This is a genomic window from Microbacterium sp. 69-10 (assembly GCF_001897945.1).
Classification (GTDB): Bacteria; Actinomycetota; Actinomycetes; order Actinomycetales; family Microbacteriaceae; genus Microbacterium.
The window spans coordinates 77,057-79,428 of the sequence record NZ_MKRT01000006.1 but is presented as its reverse complement, the minus strand read 5'-3'; the positions used below and the strand labels follow the sequence as shown (position 1 = coordinate 79,428).

Here is a 2,372-nt window from a genome sequence, read left to right as displayed (position 1 = left end):
TCAGCGAGGACCAGCAGCTCGGGGGTCTTCCCAGCCTGCGCCCACTGCGAGATGCTCTGGAAGCTCACGCTCGCCTCGTCGAGTGAATCGACCGTCGACACGGACAGTCTGCGGGCTCCGTCGCTCGTGGCGGTCCAGGAGCCGTCGCCGGCGGATGCCCACCAGCGGCGCCCGAGGGCGGGCATGCTGACCACGCCGACCTGCGGGACGCCGTCGACCGCCAGGGCGATCATGGTGCCCCACAGCGGCACGCCGCGCAGGAAGTTCGCCGTCCCGTCGATCGGGTCGATGATCCACTGCCGGCTCGTGACTCCCTCTGCGCCGAACTCCTCACCGAGGATGCCGTCGTCGGGGCGTTCGGCGTGCAGGATATCGCGGATCGCCCGTTCCGTGGCGAGATCGGCATCCGTGACGTGCGAGCGATCGGCCTTCAGTGAGACCTCGAGGTCGGCCGCATCGAACCGGGGGAGGGATTGCTCATCGGCGGCATCCGCCAGGCGAAGGGCGAGGTCGAGGTCGGTACGGAAGTCTGTGGCTGCGAGGGGGACGGTCACTTCAACAGGATAGTCCGGGCCGGTAAGCCAGACCGGGGTGCCGGGTATCGGTCGTGAAACGATCCGCCGCAGCCAAGCCACCCGGTACGGATCGCGGGCAACGCGCCCGGGATCCGATGGTGATTTGGTGCGACCCGTCCCCGCTGGTAATGTAATTCCTCGGCCGGGGAAACCGGGCCATGCGCCTCTAGCTCAATCGGCAGAGCAATTGACTCTTAATCAATGGGTTCAGGGTTCAAGTCCCTGGGGGCGCACGGATTCAGCCCGTCGAGGATCGCCTCGACGGGCTGATTCGTTTTCCGGGCCCAGAGCAGCAGCTGAGTCACCGTCGGTTCCGTGACGTTGCGCTCCCACTTCGAGACCGTCGGACGCGAAGCCCCGACGTAGTCGCCCATCTCGAGCTGGTCGAAGCCTGCCAGTCGTCGAGCTGCACTCATGCGCTCTCCGAGGGTCGCCGTCTGAACACTCATCATTGTCATGTTTGAACTATAACGGCATCCGTGCATAGATAACGCGACACGCCGCAGTCAATGGGCGTCCAGTCGTGCGTATTGCTGAATCTTCATACCGTGTAGCGAAACCGCTTCACGAGGATTCAGCAAGGGAGCCGGCATGGCTGGTGATTGGCAGCGGATGCTGCTGGATGAGGCGCGCAGCGAGAGTGAGGCGCTGGTCGAGCACGGGAAGCGCGCAGTCGCGGAGTACCACGAGCACGGCAATTCGCAGGTGTACCAGGATGCGCTGATCGCGCTGACGGCCCGCATCCGTGCGGTGCCGAGCGAGCAGGCCGGCCTGATCATCGCCGATCTCGTCGGGATGCTGGCGTGGGGCGGTCGCCGTGGTTGAGAGCGGCGGCGTGCTCGTCCGCGAGCGGATGGCGTGGGAGCGGGACTTCACCCAGATCCCGAACCTGTACGCCCGCGACAAGACTCTCAGCTGGGTCGCTCGCGGCATCCTGCTGTGGCTGATGACCCAGGATGACGGCTACCAGGTGAGCATGGGCGCGATCGAGCAGGCGAGCTGGAAGGAGGGCCGCGAGGCCGTCCGCAGCGCGATCGCCGAGCTCGAGAAGGCCGGCTACCTGCACCGGCAGCAGAAGCGCGGCAAGGGCGGCCGTCTGGCTGGCTACGTGTTCCACCTCCGTGACCCGTTCCAGCTGCCCGTCGTGGGCGCTCCGCAGCTCCCGATCGCCGCCCTCGCGGCTGTGGATAACTCGCCCGTGACCGGCGACGGGAAGCCGTCATCTGGTGCTGTGGATAACCCCACCGGCAGACGGGTTGCCGTCGACGGTGACCCGTCCACCAAGAAGAACACTTACTCAAGAACATATAAAGACCCAGCCCAACCACAGAGGCCACAGGGCGCGCCTGTGGAGAACTTCGGCGCGGTGCGCTGGGCGGATGACGAGTGCCCGGCCTCGTGGCGATCGCCGCGAGTGCACGAGCTCGGCGCGAAGTCGCACGCCTGCATCCACTGCGGCGCACGACCCATCGTGCGGAGCATCTCGTGACCGCCGCCGTGTGGATGTTCCTCGCGATGGGCGCGTGGATCGCGTACCGGCTCGCGTGCGTCGTCGGAGAGCGTGGCGAGCGATGAGCGACCGCACCATCCCCGTGATGATCCACCTGCCCGCTGAGACGTTCCTCGCGCTCGAGGCGGCGGCGCACCGCAAGGGCATCCAGATGCGCGAGCTCATCGTCGCCGGGCTCATGCGCGCGACCCAGCCGCGCCCCGTGCGCGGCGCTGCCGGACAGATCGCCTCGACGACGCCGGGCGGCGGCAAGCGCGGCTACCGGAAGCTGAATGCCGAGGAGTGGG

4 protein-coding genes, 1 tRNA gene and 1 pseudogene (1 of these 6 cut by a window edge) are annotated in these 2,372 nt (G+C 67.2%); 4 read left to right on the top strand and 2 right to left on the bottom strand.

Annotated elements, in window-relative coordinates:
* Window positions 1-554 (bottom strand): annotated as a pseudogene (locus tag BGN97_RS02415) (inositol monophosphatase family protein); it reaches 233 nt to the left of the window's first position.
* Between the two features lie 181 nt (window positions 555-735).
* On the opposite strand from BGN97_RS02415, the gene BGN97_RS02410 reads away from it, so the two are divergent.
* Window positions 736-808, top strand: a tRNA-Lys gene (locus BGN97_RS02410).
* Here the strand turns inward: BGN97_RS02410 and BGN97_RS18460 are convergent.
* Entirely contained in the window at window positions 770-991 is a 222-nt protein-coding gene (locus tag BGN97_RS18460; protein WP_363331391.1) for a helix-turn-helix transcriptional regulator, read from the bottom strand. The genes BGN97_RS02410 and BGN97_RS18460 overlap by 39 nt on opposite strands.
* Before the next feature lie 175 nt (window positions 992-1,166).
* On the opposite strand from BGN97_RS18460, the gene BGN97_RS02405 reads away from it, so the two are divergent.
* The 3 genes from BGN97_RS02405 to BGN97_RS02395 form a co-directional block, all read left to right on the top strand.
* On the top strand, window positions 1,167-1,400 hold the full coding sequence (locus BGN97_RS02405) for a hypothetical protein (RefSeq protein ID WP_292697711.1): 234 nt from the start codon (window positions 1,167-1,169) through the stop codon (window positions 1,398-1,400).
* Window positions 1,393-2,064 carry a hypothetical protein gene (locus BGN97_RS02400; RefSeq protein WP_292697709.1) on the top strand — a complete coding sequence of 224 codons (672 nt, stop codon included), beginning with the start codon at window positions 1,393-1,395 and terminating at the stop codon, window positions 2,062-2,064. Before BGN97_RS02405 ends, BGN97_RS02400 begins: the two co-directional genes overlap by 8 nt.
* A gap of 82 nt (window positions 2,065-2,146) precedes the next feature.
* Window positions 2,147-2,372: hypothetical protein (locus tag BGN97_RS02395; RefSeq protein WP_292697707.1), on the top strand; the 226-nt coding region annotated here is incomplete at its 3' end.